The sequence below is a fragment of the Streptomyces sp. NPDC014995 genome, from assembly GCF_043080745.1.
GTDB lineage: Bacteria > Actinomycetota > Actinomycetes > Streptomycetales > Streptomycetaceae > Streptomyces.
The window spans coordinates 1-15,999 of sequence record NZ_JBIBVX010000008.1; the positions used below are offsets into that span (position 1 = coordinate 1).

The 15,999-nt window shown below is 71.7% G+C and carries 13 protein-coding genes; 7 read left to right on the forward strand and 6 right to left on the reverse strand.

Annotated elements, in window-relative coordinates; all coding sequences use genetic code 11:
- Positions 1-140: 140 nt before the first annotated feature.
- The 4 genes from ACF1A1_RS17485 to ACF1A1_RS17500 all read right to left on the reverse strand — a co-directional run bounded on the left by ACF1A1_RS17485 (position 141) and on the right by ACF1A1_RS17500 (position 3,551).
- Positions 141-818: a GntR family transcriptional regulator gene (locus ACF1A1_RS17485; RefSeq protein ID WP_392000736.1), complete on the reverse strand. Its 678-nt coding sequence runs from the start codon at positions 816-818 to the stop codon at positions 141-143.
- Positions 819-970: 152 nt separating this feature from the next.
- The gene (locus ACF1A1_RS17490; protein ID WP_392000737.1) at positions 971-1,918 is read right to left on the reverse strand and encodes a beta-ketoacyl-ACP synthase III; all 948 of its coding nucleotides are present in this window, start codon (positions 1,916-1,918) and stop codon (positions 971-973) included.
- A 183-nt stretch (positions 1,919-2,101) separates the two neighbouring features.
- Positions 2,102-2,245, reverse strand: a complete 144-nt coding sequence (locus ACF1A1_RS17495) for a hypothetical protein (RefSeq protein ID WP_392000738.1) — start codon at positions 2,243-2,245, stop codon at positions 2,102-2,104.
- A complete protein-coding gene (locus ACF1A1_RS17500; protein WP_392000739.1) occupies positions 2,205-3,551 on the reverse strand; it encodes an OFA family MFS transporter in 1,347 nt (448 codons plus the stop codon). Before ACF1A1_RS17500 ends, ACF1A1_RS17495 begins: the two co-directional genes overlap by 41 nt.
- Before the next feature lie 566 nt (positions 3,552-4,117).
- Between ACF1A1_RS17500 and ACF1A1_RS17505 the strand changes: the two genes are divergently transcribed.
- Genes ACF1A1_RS17505 through fdhD form a run of 5 tightly spaced genes read left to right on the forward strand, consistent with a single transcriptional unit; the run spans position 4,118 to position 10,549 of the window.
- Positions 4,118-5,089: a 2-dehydropantoate 2-reductase gene (locus ACF1A1_RS17505; protein ID WP_392000741.1), complete on the forward strand. Its 972-nt coding sequence runs from the start codon at positions 4,118-4,120 to the stop codon at positions 5,087-5,089.
- Positions 5,086-7,014, forward strand: coding sequence for a molybdopterin oxidoreductase family protein (locus tag ACF1A1_RS17510; RefSeq protein WP_392000742.1), 1,929 nt, complete (start codon positions 5,086-5,088; stop codon positions 7,012-7,014). Before ACF1A1_RS17505 ends, ACF1A1_RS17510 begins: the two co-directional genes overlap by 4 nt.
- A gap of 4 nt (positions 7,015-7,018) precedes the next feature.
- Positions 7,019-8,836 carry an NADH-ubiquinone oxidoreductase-F iron-sulfur binding region domain-containing protein gene (locus ACF1A1_RS17515; protein ID WP_392000744.1) on the forward strand — a complete coding sequence of 606 codons (1,818 nt, stop codon included), beginning with the start codon at positions 7,019-7,021 and terminating at the stop codon, positions 8,834-8,836.
- Positions 8,833-9,693 (forward strand): 2Fe-2S iron-sulfur cluster-binding protein, encoded by an 861-nt coding sequence (locus ACF1A1_RS17520; protein ID WP_392000745.1) that lies wholly within the window; start codon positions 8,833-8,835, stop codon positions 9,691-9,693. The genes ACF1A1_RS17515 and ACF1A1_RS17520 overlap by 4 nt, the downstream gene beginning before the upstream one ends.
- Positions 9,694-9,700: 7 nt before the next feature.
- Positions 9,701-10,549 carry a formate dehydrogenase accessory sulfurtransferase FdhD gene (fdhD, locus tag ACF1A1_RS17525; RefSeq protein ID WP_392000746.1) on the forward strand — a complete coding sequence of 283 codons (849 nt, stop codon included), beginning with the start codon at positions 9,701-9,703 and terminating at the stop codon, positions 10,547-10,549.
- 72 nt (positions 10,550-10,621) lie between these two features.
- On the opposite strand, the gene ACF1A1_RS17530 is transcribed toward fdhD, so the two are convergent.
- Together ACF1A1_RS17530 and ACF1A1_RS17535 are read right to left on the reverse strand one after the other, a co-directional pair.
- Positions 10,622-11,161 carry an isochorismatase family protein gene (locus tag ACF1A1_RS17530; RefSeq protein WP_392000747.1) on the reverse strand — a complete coding sequence of 180 codons (540 nt, stop codon included), beginning with the start codon at positions 11,159-11,161 and terminating at the stop codon, positions 10,622-10,624.
- A gap of 181 nt (positions 11,162-11,342) precedes the next feature.
- Positions 11,343-12,359 (reverse strand): bile acid:sodium symporter family protein, encoded by a 1,017-nt coding sequence (locus tag ACF1A1_RS17535; RefSeq protein ID WP_392001122.1) that lies wholly within the window; start codon positions 12,357-12,359, stop codon positions 11,343-11,345.
- A 201-nt stretch (positions 12,360-12,560) separates the two neighbouring features.
- Here ACF1A1_RS17535 and ACF1A1_RS17540 point away from each other — a divergent pair, with 201 nt between their 5' ends.
- The gene (locus ACF1A1_RS17540; protein ID WP_392000749.1) at positions 12,561-13,481 is read left to right on the forward strand and encodes a LysR substrate-binding domain-containing protein; all 921 of its coding nucleotides are present in this window, start codon (positions 12,561-12,563) and stop codon (positions 13,479-13,481) included.
- 625 nt (positions 13,482-14,106) lie between these two features.
- Positions 14,107-15,933, forward strand: coding sequence for an AMP-dependent synthetase/ligase (locus ACF1A1_RS17545; RefSeq protein ID WP_392000751.1), 1,827 nt, complete (start codon positions 14,107-14,109; stop codon positions 15,931-15,933).
- Positions 15,934-15,999: the final 66 nt, after the last annotated feature.

The following is a 15,999-nucleotide window of genomic DNA, read 5'->3' on the forward strand; positions in this document are numbered from 1 at the left end:
GGCTCCAGCACAGCCCACTGCTCGTCCGTGAGATCTCCCCGACCCATGGACCGCGATCATTCACAGCCCAAGATCCACTTTCGACACACGGCCTAGCCGACGGCACCGCTCGCGCTTGGCAGCGGAACGCCCCAGCGGCGCTACGCCCCCTGACGCGCGTGGTACGAACGGCGCGTGTGCTCCGTGTGCTCGCGCATGAGCTGCGTGGCGCGCTGCTCGTCGCCTTCCGCGATGGCGGCGATGAGGTCCCGGTGTTCGATCCAGGACTGCTGTCCACGCTGCCGCGCGACCGGCGTGTAGTACCAGCGCACCCGGCGGTCGACCTGTGCGGCCAGTTCGGCGAGGACCGCGTTGCCGGCGAGTTCGATGATCTTGGCGTGGAAGCGGGCGTTGAGGGTGACGGCCGCGTCGACGTCGTCTGCGGCGACGGCGAGCATGCCCTGTGCCAGCAGTTCGTCCAGGGCCTTGATGCCGGCCTGGTCCGCGTGCGCGGCGGCGAGCCGGGCCGCTTCGGCCTCCAAGAGGGTGCGCACGGTGAGGAGTTGGTCGGCCTCCTCCTCGGTGGGCTCGTGCACGAACGCGCCCTGGGCGGGCCGCAGGTCGACCCATCCCTCGGTGTTCAGTCGCTGCAGTGCCTCGCGTACGGGCTGGCGGGAGACGCCGAGGTGGCCGGCGAGTTCGCTCTCGACGAGGTGCTGGCCGGGCTGGAGGGCGCGGGTGGTGATGAGTTCCAGCAGTGCCTCGTAGACGCGCTCGCGCAGCGGGCCGGGGCGTTCGAGCTTGGGTACTGCACCCTGCGGCAGTCCTGTCGACAACATCGGTCGGTCCCCCTCCTGGGCAGCGGCCGGGCGCGTGCAGCCGGAAAGCCAGTATCGATTGTCTTTCGTCTACAGTCTACGGCTCACTGTAGCCAGGCCTGGGCGCAGTTGACCGCGTCACATCGCCCGGCCGGCCACCGCACTCCGCCCCCTCACGGGCAGCGTACGACCTGGCCCGCGTACGAGAGGTTGCCGCCGAAGCCGAACAGCAGCACCGGATCGCCGGTGGTGATCGCGCCCTGCTCCACCAGCTTGGAGAAGGCGAGCGGGATGCTGGCCGCGGAGGTGTTCCCCGATTCGGTGACATCGCGTGCGACGACCGCGTTGACGGCGCCGATCTTCTCCGCGAGGGGTTCGATGATGCGCAGGTTCGCCTGGTGCAGCACGACGGCGGCGAGGTCGGCGGGGGTGAGTCCGGCGCGTTCGCAGGCCTGCCGTGCGAGCGGCGGGAGTTGGGTGGTGGCCCAGCGGTAGACGCTCTGCCCCTCCTGTGCGAAGCGGGCCGGCTGTCCCTCGATGCGCACCGCGTGCCCCATCTCGGGCACGGATCCCCACAGGACGGGCGCGATGCCGGGCTCGGCGCCGGCCGGGCAGGCCTCGACCACGGCGGCGCCGGCTCCGTCGCCGACGAGGACGCAGGTGGTGCGGTCGCTCCAGTCGGTCACCTCGGACATCTTGTCGGCCCCGATGACCAGTGCCCGGCTCGCGGCGCCCGCCCGCACGGTGTGGTCGGCGGTGGCCAGCGCGTGGGTGAACCCGGCGCACACGACGTTGACGTCCATCGCGGCGGGCCGCGGAATGCCGAGGCGGGCGGCGACCCGGGCGGCCATGTTGGGTGAGCGGTCGACGGCCGTGGAGGTCGCGACCAGCACCAGGTCGATGTCGGCGGGGGCGAGTCCGGCCGTCGCGAGCGCCTTGGCGGCGGCGTGTGCGGCCAGTTCGTCCACGGGCTCGTCGGGGCCGGCGATGTGGCGCGTGCGGATGCCCACCCGGCTCCTGATCCACTCGTCACTGGTGTCGACCACGCCCGCCAGGTCCTCGTTGGTGAGTACCTTGGCGGGCTGGTAGTGGCCGACGGCGACGATGCGCGAGCCGTTCATTGGGTGGTCCCCTCGGTGCCGTGGGTTGCGGGATTCACCAGTCTGATCAGTGACTCACGGGTACGAGGGCGCGTGAAGCGACAGGAATGGGGCGCCGGGGTTGTCGGCTTCCCTCTAACTCTCGGACACCCGATCCGTCCATCCCCCGCAGGTGTGACAGAGGGCCGGGCATCCGCCGTCCGGCTACCCGGTGAACAGTTGCGTCGCCTTCCGTACGAGTTCGTAGAGGCCGTAGGCGAGGGGCGCCCCCACCCACAGCCAGGCGAAGGCGATGAGCGGTCGCCGGTCAGGCGGACTCGGGTTGCTGAGGTTGGGGTCGTGCGACATCGGCGGCCTCTTCCGGGGCGGGGACGTGGTGGTGGCGGGTGTGGACGGGGCGGACGAGTTCGTTGGCGACGAAGCCGACGGCGAGCAGTCCGATCATGATGAAGAGGGAGAGGATGTAGAGGGACGAGCCGTGTTTGCCGGCCTCCTCCTGCCGGTCGGCGATCCAGTTCACGATCAGCGGTCCGAGGACGCCCGCGGTGGACCAGGCGGTGAGCAGCCGCCCGTGGATCGCGCCGACCTGGTAGGTCCCGAACAGGTCCTTGAGGTAGGCGGGGATGGTGGCGAAGCCGCCGCCGTAGAAGGAGAGGATCACCAGGGCGCACAGGATGAACAGGGGTTTGGAGGAGTCCCCGGCCAGGGCGATCAGCGCGTACATCAGGGCGCCGACGCCCAGGTACAGGCGGTAGATGTTCTTGCGCCCGATCAGGTCGGAGGTCGACGACCAGCCGATGCGGCCCGCCATGTTGGCCGCCGACAGCAGGGCGACGAAACCCGCCGCGGCCGTCACGGACACCGGGGTCGAGGTGTCGGCGAAGAAGTCCGTGATCATCGGGGCGGCCTTCTCCAGGATGCCGATGCCGGCGGTGACGTTCATGCAGAGCACGACCCACAGGCACCAGAACTGCGGGGTGCGCACCGCGCTGCGGGCCGAGACCTGCACACCGGACACGGCGCCCGGCCCGCCGCCCGCGACCGTCTCGGCGGTCCGTGGCACCCGCACCAGGAGGACGCCCAGCGTCATGAAGACTGCATACGATATGCCGTGGACGAGGAACGCGAGTGCGATCCCGGAGTGGTCGGCGCCGAACGACTCCAGCATCTGCGCCGACCAGGGCGAGGCGATGAGCGCGCCGCCGCCGAAGCCCATGATGGCGATGCCGGTGGCCATGCCAGGCCGGTCCGGGAACCATTTGATCAGGGTGGACACGGGCGAGATGTATCCGATGCCGAGGCCGATGCCGCCGACGAAGCCGTAGCCGAAAACGATCAGCCAGTACTGTTCGGTGGCGGCGCCGAGCGCGGAGATCAGGAAGCCGGACGAGAAGCAGACCAGGGCGACGGTCATCGCCCAGCGCGGCCCGTTGCGCTCGACGAGGGTGCCGCCGAACGCGGCGGACAGACCCAGCATGACGATGGCGAGCTGGAAGGGCAGCGCGCTCTGGGTGCCGCTGAGGTCGAGGGCGGACTCGAGCGGTGGTTTGAAGACGGACCAGGCGTAGGCCTGCCCGATGGAGAGATGGACCGAGAGGGCGGCCGGGGGGACGAGCCAGCGGCTCCAGCCGGGGGGTGCGACAGGGGGACTCATGAATCCGGAACGGTAGGAAGGATCACGGGGGTTGAGAAGGCGGCGGGCCGCCGGTATGCGGTGAGCGGTATGCAGGCTGCGGCGAACGGTCGGACGCCTCCGCGCCGCTGTCCGGGCCGCGCGCACGCCCGCCACCCCGACGTGCTTCCCGCACCACACCGAGAACGTGCCGCGTGCGCAGGGGAGATGGGCATCCTCTGAGGTGGACGCCCGCCCGGGACGGCTGATCGGACTGTGGGCGGGCGAGGGAGCGGACACCCGGGCGATCGCGCCGCCTGCGCAGTACGCGGCCCCGGCGGGGCGGTCCTCACGCGGTGCGCGACACAGCGGCTTCCCCGCGGACGCCTGTGCGGCGCCCATGATGCGGCGTGCGAGGGCCGGCCGGCCGCACGCGGAGGGCGCGGGATTCCGTGTACGACGTCAAGTGGACGTCCGTCGCCGGGAGTCACCGGCAACGGTGGTCGTGCGCGAACCCTTGTCGCCCCAACCTCCATACTGTAGACAATATCCGGTCGACAGTGTTCGGCAGTTCCTCGGTACCCTCGACCGAACGGAGCTCCCTCACCATGAAAGTCGCAGTCCTCGGCGCCGGTGCGATCGGCGCCTACGTCGGTGCCGCGCTCCACCGCGCCGGCGCCGATGTGCATCTCGTCGCCCGTGGACCGCATCTCGCGGCCATGAGGCGGCACGGGGTGCGGGTGATCAGTCCGCGCGGCGACTTCACCGCCCGCGCACACGCCACGGACGACCCGGCCGAGATCGGCCCGGTCGACTACGTCTTCCTCGGCCTGAAGGCCCACTCGTACGCGGCGTGCGGGCCGCTGATCGAGCCCCTTCTGCACGAGACCACGGCGGTGATCGCCGCCCAGAACGGCATCCCCTGGTGGTATTTCCACCGGCACGGCGGCCCCCACGACGGCCACCGCGTCGAGAGTGTGGACCCCGGTGGCGCGGTCAGCGCGGTACTCGCGCCCGAACGGGCCGTCGGCTGTGTCGTCTACGCCGCCACCGAACTCGAAGGACCGGGCCTCGTACGTCATTTGGAAGGCACCCGGTTCTCGATCGGCGAGCCCGACCGCAGTGTGTCGGCGCGCTGTCTGGCGTTCGGCGAGGCCATGAGGGCGGGCGGGCTGAAGTGCCCGGTGGAGCCCGACCTGCGCAACGACATCTGGCTCAAGCTGCTCGGCAACATCTCCTTCAACCCGATCAGCGCGCTGGCCCGCGCCACCATGCGGCAGATGTGCCTGCACGGCGGCACCCGCCAGGTCATCGAGACGATGATGCGCGAGACGCTCGCCGTCGCCGAGGCCCTCGGCTGCGAGGTGGGCGTCTCCATCGAACGCCGGCTCGCGGGCGCCGAGCGCGTCGGCGACCACCGCACCTCCACGCTCCAGGACCTGGAGCGCGGCAAACCGCTCGAACTCGACGTCCTCCTCGCGGCGGTCGTCGAGTTGGCGGAGATCACCGGCGTGGAAGTGCCCACCCTGCGCACCGTGCACGCCATCTCGGACCTGCTCGCGCTGAGGAGCGCCGCATGACAAGCACGAGGAAACGCGGACCGAAGACCTACACACGGCTCACCCACCCGCTCGTCCGCGACTCCCGCGACGAACCGTTCAGGCAGGCGGGCTGGGACGAGGCGCTGGACCGCGCGGCGCGCGGACTGGCCGCCGCGCGCGGCGCGTTCGGCATGTTCTCGTGCGCCCGCGCCACGAACGAGATGAACTATGTGGCGCAGAAGTTCGCCCGGGTCGTCATGGGCACCAACAACGTCGACTCCTGCAACCGCACCTGTCACGCGCCCAGCGTCGCGGGCCTGTCGGCCGCCTTCGGCTCCGGCGGGGGGACGTCGTCGTACGAGGAGATCGAGCACACGGACGTCATCGTGATGTGGGGCTCCAACGCCCGCTTCGCGCATCCGATCTTCTTCCAGCATGTGTTGAAGGGCATCAGGAACGGCAGTCGACTGTATGCAGTCGACCCGCGGCGGACGTCCACCGCCGAGTGGGCGGAGAGCTGGCTCGGCCTCAACGTCGGCACCGACATCCCGATGGCGCACGCGATCGGCCGCGAGATCATCCAGGCCGGCCTCGCCAACCAGGCGTTCATCGAGCGGGCGACCACCGGCTTCGAGGAGTACCGGGCACTGGTCGAGCCGTGGACGCTGTCGCTCGCCGAGAAGGTGACCGGCGTACCGGCCCCGGCCATACGGGAATTGGCGCACGCCTACGCCCGCGCCGAGCGCGCCCAGCTGTGCTGGACCCTCGGCATCACCGAACACCACAACGGCACCGACAACGTCCGCGCGCTGATCAACCTCTCCCTGCTCACCGGCCACGTCGGCCGCTACGGCTCGGGGCTCCAGCCCCTGCGCGGCCAGAACAACGTCCAGGGCGGCGGCGACATGGGCGCCATCCCCAACCGCCTGCCCGGCTTCCACGACATCCTCGACCCGGACGCGCGGCTGAGGTTCGAGTCGGCCTGGGACACCGTCATCCAGCCGCACTACGGGCTGACCCTGACGGAGATGTTCGAGGCGATGGAGGACGGCACGCTGAAGGCCGTCTACTGCATCGGGGAGAACCCGGCGCAGTCCGAGGCCGACAGCGAGCAGGCCGTACGGCGCCTGAAGGCCCTGGACTTCCTCGTCGTCCAGGACATCTTCCTGACGAAGACGGCCGAGCTGGCGGACGTCGTGCTGCCCGCGACCGCCGGCTGGGCGGAGACCGAGGGCACCACCACCAACAGTGAGCGGCGGGTTCAGCGCGTGCGCCGCGCGGTGACGCCTCCCGGGGAGGCCCGCGAGGACATCGGCATCCTGTGCGACCTGGCGGCTCGCCTCGGCCACGACTGGAAGTACGCCGACGCCGAGACCGTCTGGAACGAGCTGCGGTCGGTGTCGCCGGACCACTACGGGATGACGTACGAGCGCCTGGAGGAGCACCAGGGCATCCAGTGGCCGTGTCCGAGCACCGAGCGGCTCGAACCCACCTATCTGCACGGCCGGTTGTGGGAGAAGGATCCGGGACGGCGGGGCAGGCGGGCGCCGTTCGGGATCGTGCGGCACGATCCGCCGGTCGACCTGACGGACGAGGAGTACCCGGTCCGGCTGACCACGGGCAGGCGGCTGGACTCCTACAACACCGGTGTGCAGAGCGGTGGTTACGCCTCCCCGTTGCGGCGTGGCGAGTACGTCGAGCTGTGCCCGGAGGACGCCGAACGCTTCGGCGTGGTGGTCGGCGAGGAGGTGCGGGTGACGTCCCGGCGCGGATCCGTGCTGGCGCCGGTGTGGATCGACACCGCGCTGCGGCCCGGGCTCGCCTTCATGACGATGCACTTTCCCGACGAGGTGGACACCAACCGGCTGACGATCGAGGCGAACTGCCCGATCGCGGGGACGGCGGAGTTCAAGGCGTCGGCGATCCGGATCGAGAAGCTCCCGGCCCCGACCTACGTGAGGTGACGTCGTGGACCTGCACTTCGGCGACAGCAAGCCGACGGACGACGAACGGGCGGCCGTCGACGCCCTGCTCGGCCCCCCGCAGTCCGCCTGGGAGGGCGCCGACCGCACCGACGCGGACCTGCGGTGGGCGCGCGGCGGACGCGCGGCCCGCGACCGCCGCGACCTGCTGCTGCCGGGGCTGCACGCGATCAACGACCGGGTGGGCTGGATCAGTGAGGGCGCCCTCGACTACCTGTGCCGCCGCCTGATCGTACCGCCGGCGGAGGCGTACGGGGTCGCCACCTTCTACGCGATGTTCTCGGTCGGGCCCCGCCCGTCGACCGTGCTGCACGTGTGCACGGACCTCGCGTGCGCGGCGGCCGGCGCGCAGGAGTTGTGCGCCGGCATCGAGTCCGGCCTGGGCCCCGGCGTCCACGTCGAACGCAGCCCCTGCCTCGGTCTGTGCGAACGGGCTCCGGCCGCCCTCGCGATCAGGGCGGGCGACCCGGTGCGTACGGCGGTGTCGGCGCCGGCGACGGTACGCGGGGCCGTGCTCGCCGCGACCGCGCCGGACTCGGCGCCGGAGGAACCGCCCGCGGTGACGGCGGTCCCGCAGGCCGGCGGCGACGACCTCGTCCTGCTGCGCCGCGTCGGTGTCGTGGACCCCTCGTCCCTGGACGACTACCGCGCCCACGGCGGCTACACCGCTCTGCGCCGCGCGTTCGCGCTCGGTCCCGCCGGTGTCCTGCGCGAGGTCACCGACTCCGGGCTGGTGGGGCGCGGCGGTGCCGCCTTCCCCACCGGACGCAAGTGGCAGGCCACCGCGTCGCAGCCCGACCATCCGCACTATCTGGTGTGCAACGCCGACGAGTCCGAGCCGGGCACCTTCAAGGACCGGGTGCTGATGGAGGGCGACCCCTACGCGCTGGTCGAGGCGATGACGATCGCCGCGTACGCGATCGGTGCGCGTCAGGGCTACCTGTATCTGCGCGGCGAGTATCCACGGGCCACACATCGTATGCAATATGCCGTCGACCAGGCGCGTGCCCGCGGTCTGCTCGGCGACGACATCCTCGGTCAGGGCTACGCCTTCGACATCGAGATACGCCGCGGCGCGGGCGCCTACATCTGCGGCGAGGAGACCGCCCTGTTCAACTCGATCGAGGGCTACCGGGGCGAACCCCGCTCGAAGCCGCCGTTCCCGGTGGAGAAGGGCCTGTTCGGCAGGCCGACGGTCGAGAACAACGTGGAGACGCTGGTCAACGTCCTGCCGATCCTGACCATGGGGTCTGCGGCATACGCGGCGATCGGCACCGGGAGGTCCACCGGCCCGAAGCTGTTCTGTGTGTCGGGCAGCGTGGAGCGGCCCGGTGTGTACGAGCTGCCGTTCGGGGCGACGCTGGGCGAGCTGCTCGCCCTCGCCGGGGTCCGGGACCGGCTGCGCGCGGTGCTGCTCGGCGGGGCCGCCGGTGGCTTCGTACGGCCCGACGAGAGGGACATCCCCCTCACCTTCGAGGGCACGCGGGAGGCCGGCACGACGCTCGGCTCGGGGGTCGTGATGGCCTTCGACGACACGGTCGCGCTGCCTCGGCTCCTGCTGCGCATCGCCGAGTTCTTCCGTGACGAGTCGTGCGGGCAGTGCGTGCCGTGCCGGGTCGGGACCGTCCGCCAGGAGGAGGCGTTGCGCCGGATCGCCGAGCGCACGGGCGCGGCGGCCGCCGACGACATCGCCCTGCTCAGGGAGGTGGGGCGGGCGATGCGGGACGCCTCGATCTGCGGCCTGGGGCAGACCGCGTGGAACGCCGTGGAATCCGCCATCGACCGCTTGGGGGCGTACGAATGACCGTGACACCGCTGGGGATCCCCCGCAGGCTGCTGGAGTTCACCATCGACGGGGAGCCGGTCCGCGCGCCCGAGGGTTCGACCCTCCTCGACGCGTGCCGGGCGGCCGGGAAGGACGTGCCGGTCCTCTGCCAGGGGGACACGCTCACCCCCAAGAACGCCTGCCGTGTCTGCGTGGTCGAGGTCGAGGGGGCGCGCACTCTCGTGCCGGCCTGCTCGCGCAGGGCGGAATCCGGCATGGAGGTCCGGACCGGCACCGAACGCGTCCGGCACAGCCGCAGGATCGTCCTCGAGCTGCTGGCGTCCTCGGTCGATCTGTCCACGACACCGCTGGCCGCGGAATGGATCAAGGAGTACGAGGCGAAGCCGGACCGCTTCGGCCCCGACGCGGCCCGTCTGAACGAGGAACCCAGGATCGACAACGACCTGTACGTCCGTGACTACGACAAGTGCATCCTGTGCTACAAGTGCGTCGACGCCTGTGGGGACCAGTGGCAGAACACCTTCGCGATCTCCGTGGTGGGGCGGGGTTTCGACGCCCGGATCGCCGTCGAGCACGACGCGCCGCTGACCGACTCGGCGTGCGTGTACTGCGGGAACTGCATCGAGGTGTGTCCGACGGGCGCGCTGTCGTTCCGGTCGGAGTTCGACCGGCGGGCGGCGGGCACCTGGGACGAGTCGGCGCAGACGCGGACGACGACGGTGTGCGCGTACTGCGGAGTGGGCTGCAATCTCACGCTCCACGTGCAGGACAATGAGATCGTGAAGGTCACCTCGCCGCACGACAACCCGGTGACCCACGGCAACCTCTGCATCAAGGGCCGCTTCGGCTACCAGCACGTACAGAACCGGGGCTGATCACGACATGGGACGAGTCACCGAACGACGCAAGGTGCTCCGCATACGCGACGGGGCCGTCTCCAGCCGGCCGGACACGCTCGTGGCCGAGGAGCCGCTGGAGATCCGGCTCAACGGCAAGCCGCTCGCCATCACCATGCGCACGCCCGGTGACGACTTCGCGCTGGCCGCGGGATTCCTGGTCAGCGAGGGTGTTCTGGCCACCGCATCCGATCTGCTGAATATCGTCTACTGCGCCGGGGCGACCGTCGACGGCTCGAACACCTACAACGTCGTCGACGTGAAGACCGCCCCCGGCGTCCAGGTCCCCGACATCACCCTCGAGCGGAACGTCTACACCACGTCCTCCTGCGGGCTGTGCGGCAAGGCGAGCCTGGACGCGGTCCGTACGACGGCCCGCTGGCCCATCGCCGACTCTCCCCGCCTCCGGGTGGAACCGCAGCTGCTCGCGGGCCTTCCCGACCGGTTGCGCGCGGCCCAGCGGGTCTTCGACCGGACCGGCGGGCTGCACGCGGCGGCGCTGTTCTCCGAGGGCGGCGAACTGCTGGACGTCCGGGAGGACGTCGGCCGGCACAACGCGGTCGACAAGCTGGTCGGACGTGCCCTGCAGAACGGGGAGCTGCCCCTGTCCCGCACGATTCTGCTGGTGTCGGGGCGGGCCTCGTTCGAACTGGCGCAGAAGGCCGTGATGGCGGGCATTCCGGTGCTCGCGGCCGTCTCGGCGCCGTCGTCGCTGGCGGTGGACCTGGCCGCGGAGACCGGGCTGACGCTGGTGGGCTTCCTGCGGGGCAGTTCCATGAACGTGTACGCGGGTGAGGACCGCATCGCCCTGCGGACCGCGGCCGCCCGGGGCTGAGGCGGCTGCCCGCGGCACGGCGGCGGGGCCCCGACCGGCGGGGAGCGCCCCCTGCGCCGCAGGGGCCCCGTCTCAGCCTTCCGCTCCCCCGGCCGCGAACCGGACCTCGCCGGCCCGTACGACCGTGCCCAGCCGGGGGAAGTCGAGCCGCACCGACGCCTCGTGCTCGGCGCCGGTGAGCGCGGCCATCGCGTCCTCGACGAAGACGAGGTCGTAGCCGAGGTCGCCGGCGGCGCGGGCGGTGGACTCGACGCCGAGGTTGGTGGCGATGCCGCCGAAGACCAGGGTGGTGACGCCGTGCCGGCGCAGGCGGTCGTCCAGGCCGGTGCCCTGGAAGCCGCCGATGGTCCGCTTGACGATCTCCACGTCGCCGTCGTGCGGCAGCCCGGGGGCCAGATCGCTGCCGGGCGGCTGCTCGGCGACGCCGGGGCGTTCGACGCGGACGAGGACGACGAGGGCGCCGGCCGCGCGGAACGCGTTCGCCAGTTCCTCGGCGACGGCCAGCACGTCGGTGCCCTTGCGGGGTTCCAGGGGCAGCGCGACGATCCGGTCCATCAGATCGACGAGGACGAGTGCGGTGCGCGCGGGGTCGAGCGCGAGGGATGCGGTCATGACGGAACGTTATCCCCCGTGAGCCGTCCGTACCGGAAATCCGGATCGACAGATCCGTGAACCGGTCGCGTCCGGCGGCGGAGTGCGGGGTGAGCGGCGCGTCGTCGGGCCCGGCGCCCGGCGGGCGTCCCCGACGGCCTCCGGGCGGCCGGCCCGGATCCGGTGACCGCGGCGGCCGGGCTCAGCGCGAGGGAGGTCCCGTGTCGACCGCGGTCCGTGATGATGCGGTGGGCGCCGGCGCGGTGACGGGTTCCGGTCGCGGGTCGCGCGAGCGGCGTTTGGCGATGACCGCGCACACCATGAGCTGCATCTGGTGGAAGAGCATCAGCGGCAGCACCGCCAGGGAGGCGTGCGCGCCGAACAGGACGCTCGCCATGGGCAGTCCGGCGGCGAGGGACTTCTTGGAGCCGGCGAACTGGATCGCGATCCGGTCCTCGCGGCCGAAGCGCAGCGCCTTGGCTCCGTACCAGGTCAGCGCCAGCATCACGGCGAGCAGCACCGCCTCCACGACCAGTAGTCCGGCGAGCCGGACGGGGCTGACCTGGTGCCAGATGCCCTGGACCATGCCTTCGCTGAACGCGGTGTAGACGACGAGGAGGATGGAGCCGCGGTCGACGTGACCGAGGGTCTTCTTGTGGCGGGTGACGAAGCCGCCGATCCAGCGGCGCAGCACCTGTCCGGCGACGAACGGCACGAGGAGTTGCAGCACGATCTCGACGAGGGAGTCCGCGGAGAAGCCGCCGCCGGTGCTGCCGAGGAGGGTGGCCGCGAGCAGCGGGGTGACGACGATGCCGACGAGGGAGGAGAAGGAGCCGGCGCAGATCGCGGCGGGCACGTTGCCACGGGCTATCGAGGTGAAGGCGATCGACGACTGGATGGTGGAGGGGACGAGGGTGAGGAACAGCAGTCCCTGGTAGAGCGGGTCGGTGAGGAACACCGGGACGAGGCCGCGGGCGGCCAGCCCCAGCAGGGGGAAGATCACGAAGGTGGAGGCGAGGACGGTGACGTGCAGGCGCCAGTGCTTCAGTCCGTCCAGCGCCTCACGGGTGGACAGGCGGGCGCCGTAGAGGAAGAAGAGGAAGGCGATCGCGGCGGTGGAGGTGCCGGAGGCCACGTCGGCGGCGTCGCCGCGCGCCGGCAGGAGGGCGGCGACGCCCACCGTCCCGAGCAGCAGCAGGATGTAGGGGTCGATCGGCATCCAGCCGGGCCAACGCAGGCGTTTCACGGTGCTCCACTTGCTCTTCGGGTGCGTCTTTCGCTCTGTGCGCCTCGTGCGTCGTTCACGGTGCGCGGGCCCCGCAGGGCCCCCTCCATCGTCCTCCTCACCCCCGTGATCGGGAATCCGTCATACCGCTCTGACTGTCATCACGAGCGGCGATAGCCGGGTACGGTGGCCGGTATGTACGACCCTTCCCACCTGCGGACCTTCCTGGCGGTGGCCCAGACGCTCAGCTTCACCCAGGCCGCCCGGCGGCTCGGGCTGCGGCAGTCCACGGTCAGTCAGCACGTACGGCGTCTGGAGGACGCGGCCGGGCGGACGCTGTTCTCGCGGGACACGCACTCGGTGGAGCTGACCGAGGACGGCGAGGCGATGCTCGGTTTCGCGCGCCGGATCCTGGAGGTGCACGAGCAGGCCACGGCGTTCTTCACGGGCACCCGGCTGCGCGGCCGGCTGCGGTTCGGCGCCTCGGAGGACTTCGTGCTGACCCGGCTGCCGGAGATCCTGGAGGGTTTCCGGCACGACCATCCCGAGGTCGATCTGGAGCTGACGGTGGAGCTGTCCGGGACGCTGCACGAACAGCTGGCGGCCGGGAAACTGGACCTGGTGCTGGCCAAGCGGCGCCCGGAGGATCCGCGCGGTGAGCTGGTCTGGCACGACGAGCTGGTGTGGATCGGCGCGGAACGGCTGCGCCCCGACCCCGACCGTCCGGTCCCCCTCATCGTCTACCCGCCGCCCGGCATCACCCGGGCGCTCGCCCTGGAGGCGCTGGAGCGGCAGGGGCGGGCGTGGCGGATCGTGTGCACGAGCGGCAGCCTGAGCGGGCTCGTCGCGGCGGCCCGCGCGGGCCTGGGCGTGATGGCGCACTCGCGCGGGCTGATCCCGCCCGGTCTGGTCCGTGTCCCCGACCGGTGGGGTCTGCCGGAACCGGGCCGGGTGGACTTCGTCCTGGTGCACGGGCGGCGCCGTACGTCCGCGCAGGGCGCGGCGGACGCGCTGGCGGCGGCGATCCTGGCGGGCGGCGACCGGCTGCACCGGCGGGGGACGCGCCCGCGCCCCACCGCGCCGGCCGGGGCCGGTGGTCCGGGCCCGGGTGGGTGAGCCGCCGGCTCGGCGCCGCCGGGCGGCGCCGGACGCAGGCTGGGACCGGACGGCACGGGTGGCCGGCGCGGCTGGCCGGCACGGGTGGCCGGCGCGGCTGGCCGGCACGGCTGGCCGGTGCGGCTGGCCGGTGCGGTGGCGGTGGGTGTCGGCTCCCGGTTGCTCCCGCCGGCCGGCGCCAGGGCGGTACCGCGGTCTTCGCGATCTTCGGTACAGTCCTGACCACGCGGCTGTCCGGGCCTCCCCGCCCGCGCCGGCCTGCGGTGGCGCCGGGGCGCTGCCGGGCACGTACGCCGGGTACGTCCGCGTTGCCGTAACGGATTCCGCGGCTGTGGCGCTGTCCGTGGAGAGGCCGAGAACGCGCGGCCGGCCCGCCCGCCGGCAGTGGGCCGCGTGCCCGGGGGACCCGGCCGCGTGAGTGGGTGGGGCGGATTCGGTGGAGATTACGGCACCGAAACTTACTCAATCGTCAGTTTTCTGTCCGACCCTTCCGCATGTGCGCCCATTTTCCGACCCTGACCAGCCCAGACGAGAGCATCGCTCGCTTTCCGGCCCCCTCCCGCCCCGCCCGGGCGTGGGGTAGCTTTCACGGCGCTGTGGGGCCTTGAGAAGCGGGGTGCGGGGTTTGCGCGAGTTCACCAACCCTCCGTTGGCGTTGGCACCGCCGGTGGGCGGACTGGCCGACGTCGTCTTCCAGTACGCCCAGGACGACCCCCGGTACGTCGCGCTCGGCCGCAAGGACGAGGGGGGCGAGTGGCGGGACGTGACCTCCGCCGAGTTCCGCGACGAGGTCCTCGCCCTCGCCAAGGGCCTGCTCGCCCAGGGCGTCCGCTTCGGGGACCGCGTCGCGGTCATGTCCCGCACCCGCTACGAGTGGACCCTCTTCGACTTCGCCCTGTGGACCATCGGCGCCCAGGTGGTCCCCGTCTACCCGACCTCCTCGGCCGAACAGTGCTTCTGGATGCTGTACGACGCGGAGGTCACGGCCGCCGTCGTGGAGCACGAGGACCACGCGATGACGATCGCCACCGTCATCGACCGCCTCCCCCAGTTGCGGCGCCTGTGGCAGCTGGACGCGGGCTGCGTGCAGGAGCTGTACGACGCGGGCGCCTCCCTCGAGGACGACGTGGTGCACCGGCACCGGGAGGCGGTCACCCCCGACTCGGTCGCCACGATCATCTACACCTCCGGGACGACCGGCCGGCCCAAGGGCTGCCTCATCTCGCACGGCAACTTCATGTTCGAGGCGGACACCGTCATCGAGCGCTGGGAGCCGGTGTTCCACTCCAGGAAGGGCGACGAGGCGGCGACGCTGCTGTTCCTGCCGCTCGCGCACGTCTTCGGGCGGATGGTGCAGATCGCCGCGATCCGCGGCAAGGTCCGCTTCGGTCACCAGCCCCAGTTGCAGGCGGCCGCCCTGCTGCCCGACCTGGCCGCGTTCCGGCCGACGTTCTTCCTGGCCGTGCCGTACATCTTCGAGAAGGTCTTCAACGCCGCCCGCCGCAAGGCCGAGCGGGAGGGCAGGGCGGGGCCGTTCGAGAAGGCCGTCGAGGTGGCCGTGAACTACGCGGAGGCGGTGGAGGCGAAGGCCTGGGGCACCGGGCCGGGCCCCTCGGCGGGGCTGCGCGTGCAGCACCAGCTGTTCGACAAGCTCGTCTACTCCAAGGTGCGCGCCGCGATGGGCGGCCGGGTGCGGCACGCCATGTCCGGCGGCTCGGCGATGGACCGCAGGCTCGGCCTGTTCTTCGCCGGCGCCGGGGTGCAGATCTACGAGGGCTACGGGCTGACGGAGTCGACGGCGGCCGCGACCGCGAACCCGCCCGGCCGCACCCGCTACGGCACCGTCGGCCTGCCCATCCCGGGCACGACCGTGCACATCGCGGACGACGGCGAGATCTGGCTGCGCGGCGACAACGTCTTCCAGGGCTACCTCAACAACCCCAAGGCCACCGACGAGACGCTGCACGACGGCTGGCTCGCCACCGGCGACCTCGGTTCCCTCGACGAGGACGGCTACCTCACCATCACCGGCCGCAAGAAGGAGATCCTCGTCACCTCCAGCGGCAAAAGCGTTTCGCCCGGCCTGCTGGAGGAACGCGTCCGGGACCACCCACTGGTGAACCAGTGCGTCGTCGTCGGTAACGACCGGCCGTTCGTCGCCGCGCTGGTCACCCTCGACCAGGAGGCCGTCGAGCACTGGCTGCAGATGCGTGGAAAACAGCGGATGACCCCGGCCGAACTGGTGCGCGACCCCGATCTTGAGACGGAGGTGCGCCGGGCCGTGGTCGCCGCGAACACGCTCGTCTCGCAGGCGGAGTCGATCCGCACCTTCCGTATCCTCGCCCAGCCCTTCACCGAGGAACACGGCCTGCTCACCCCGTCGCTGAAGCTGAAACGCAAGGCGATCGAGAACGCCTACGCCGACGAGGTCGACGCGCTGTACCGCACGTGAGGCCACGGGCCACGCGGGCGGGCGCCGCGCCGCACCCGGGGTGAGGCATCCGGTCCCGCACCCTCG

Coding starts and splice junctions, on each gene's coding strand:
- ACF1A1_RS17540 (WP_392000749.1), top strand. CDS start 12,561: ATGTACGACCCTTCCCACCTGCGGACCTTCCTGGCGGTGGCCCAGACG.
- ACF1A1_RS17500 (WP_392000739.1), bottom strand. CDS start 3,551: ATGAGTCCCCCTGTCGCACCCCCCGGCTGGAGCCGCTGGCTCGTCCCC.
- ACF1A1_RS17490 (WP_392000737.1), bottom strand. CDS start 1,918: ATGAACGGCTCGCGCATCGTCGCCGTCGGCCACTACCAGCCCGCCAAG.
- ACF1A1_RS17520 (WP_392000745.1), top strand. CDS start 8,833: ATGACCGTGACACCGCTGGGGATCCCCCGCAGGCTGCTGGAGTTCACC.
- ACF1A1_RS17485 (WP_392000736.1), bottom strand. CDS start 818: ATGTTGTCGACAGGACTGCCGCAGGGTGCAGTACCCAAGCTCGAACGC.
- ACF1A1_RS17510 (WP_392000742.1), top strand. CDS start 5,086: ATGACAAGCACGAGGAAACGCGGACCGAAGACCTACACACGGCTCACC.
- ACF1A1_RS17495 (WP_392000738.1), bottom strand. CDS start 2,245: ATGTCGCACGACCCCAACCTCAGCAACCCGAGTCCGCCTGACCGGCGA.
- fdhD (WP_392000746.1), top strand. CDS start 9,701: ATGGGACGAGTCACCGAACGACGCAAGGTGCTCCGCATACGCGACGGG.
- ACF1A1_RS17505 (WP_392000741.1), top strand. CDS start 4,118: ATGAAAGTCGCAGTCCTCGGCGCCGGTGCGATCGGCGCCTACGTCGGT.
- ACF1A1_RS17530 (WP_392000747.1), bottom strand. CDS start 11,161: ATGACCGCATCCCTCGCGCTCGACCCCGCGCGCACCGCACTCGTCCTC.
- ACF1A1_RS17535 (WP_392001122.1), bottom strand. CDS start 12,359: ATGCCGATCGACCCCTACATCCTGCTGCTGCTCGGGACGGTGGGCGTC.